The organism is Streptomyces sp. NPDC091682 (genome assembly GCF_044756625.1).
Classification (GTDB): Bacteria; Actinomycetota; Actinomycetes; order Streptomycetales; family Streptomycetaceae; genus Streptomyces.
This window is the reverse complement of the sequence record NZ_JBIVTH010000037.1, coordinates 38,357-39,858: the sequence shown is the minus strand read 5'-3', so window position 1 is coordinate 39,858 and position 1,502 is coordinate 38,357.

Sequence of the window (1,502 nt, the reverse complement as noted above, 5' to 3'; positions counted from 1 at the left end):
CCCCGAACCATTCCCCTTGCACCACGAGAACGAGTCTGGCCCCACCGCTGACGCGGCGGGGCCAGAACCCAACATCTTCATCAGTTTCCTAGGCGAGGACTTCCACCCGGTGGGCCGAGGCGGGATCCGCGTGGTGGAGGTCGTCCAGGACGGGCCCGCTCCCGCGGCGGGCGGATAGGGAGTGTCCGTCGGGGGCACGGACCGTTCCCGGGCCTCGGGGAAGAGCTGGTACGGCTTGGCCGCCTCGCCGGAAGGGGCCCGGGACCGGGAGTGGGACCGCAGGGCGGTCTTCCCGATGCCCAGGTCCCCCGCTACCTCGAGGACCGTGCGTCTGCCGGCGCCGAGGCCCTCGATGGCCCGGCTGAGCGTTGCGATCTCCTCCCACCGCCCTGCCAACGCCGGTGCCTCTGACACAGCTGGGCCCTCCGCACCCCCAAAGGGCGACTGCGGGAAACGCGAACGATCTCCACAAGAACGCAAAGGAACAAATCCCTGAAAGGGCCTGCACCAGTCCGAGGCGCGAAATCGGACCGTCACCGACGGTGTGGCTCTCGTCGCCCTATGCATGGACGCAGCCACCCCGGCATCAGCCGGCCGGCGGTGGCTCGGCCGGAGCGCCATCGCCCGGGCATCCGGCCCACAGGACCGCCGGGACCGCTCCTCCTCGGCTCACCGCCGGAATCTGCACCTTACTGGCGCCCCGGCTCGGTGCCGGAATTCGAGCCCGTGTTTCCGCCCTGTTCCTCCCCGGAGCGGTTGCCGGAGCGCTTGCCCTGACCCTGGCCGTTTCCGGAATCCTGACCCTGACCCTGACCCTGACCCTGACCCTGGCCGTTATTGTGGCCCGGCACCTTCCCAGAGCCCTGGCCCTGACCGTTCCCGGACCCCCGGCCCTGACCCTGACCGTTGCCGTTGCCGTTGCCGTTGCCGGAATCTTGGCCTTGGCTTTGGCCCGACGCCCTTCCAGAACCCTGGCCCTGGCCCTGGCCTCGGCCGTCGCTGTGGCCGGAGCCCTGGCCTTGGCCCGGTTCCTTCCCGGAACCTTGGCCTTGGCCCTGGCCCTGGCCCTGGCCCGACCCGTTCCCGGGCTCCGTTCCGGCATCGGCCCAGGCACCCTTGTCCGGGGCATGGCCCGGCTCATGACCCGGCAACCTCTCGGACTCCTGACCGGTGCCCTTGCCCGTGTCGTGGCCGGATTCCGGCGCCTTCCCGGGAGCCGTGTCCGGGCCCTTGCCCGCCCCCTTACCCGACTCCTGACCGGGTGCCTTCGCAGGATCGTGGGCGGGCCCCCTGTCGGGCTCCTGGCCAGGCGCCTTCCCCGACTCCTTCCCCGGGCCGTCATCCGACTGCTGGCCGGGCACCCTCGCCGGATCCTGATCTGGCTCCCGGTCCGGAACCTTCTCCGAGTCCTTCCCGGGGGCCTTGCCCGGGTCCTCGCCGGACTCCTTGCCCGGCTTCTTCCCCGAGTCCTCGCCCGGATGCTGGCCAGACCCCTTATCCGG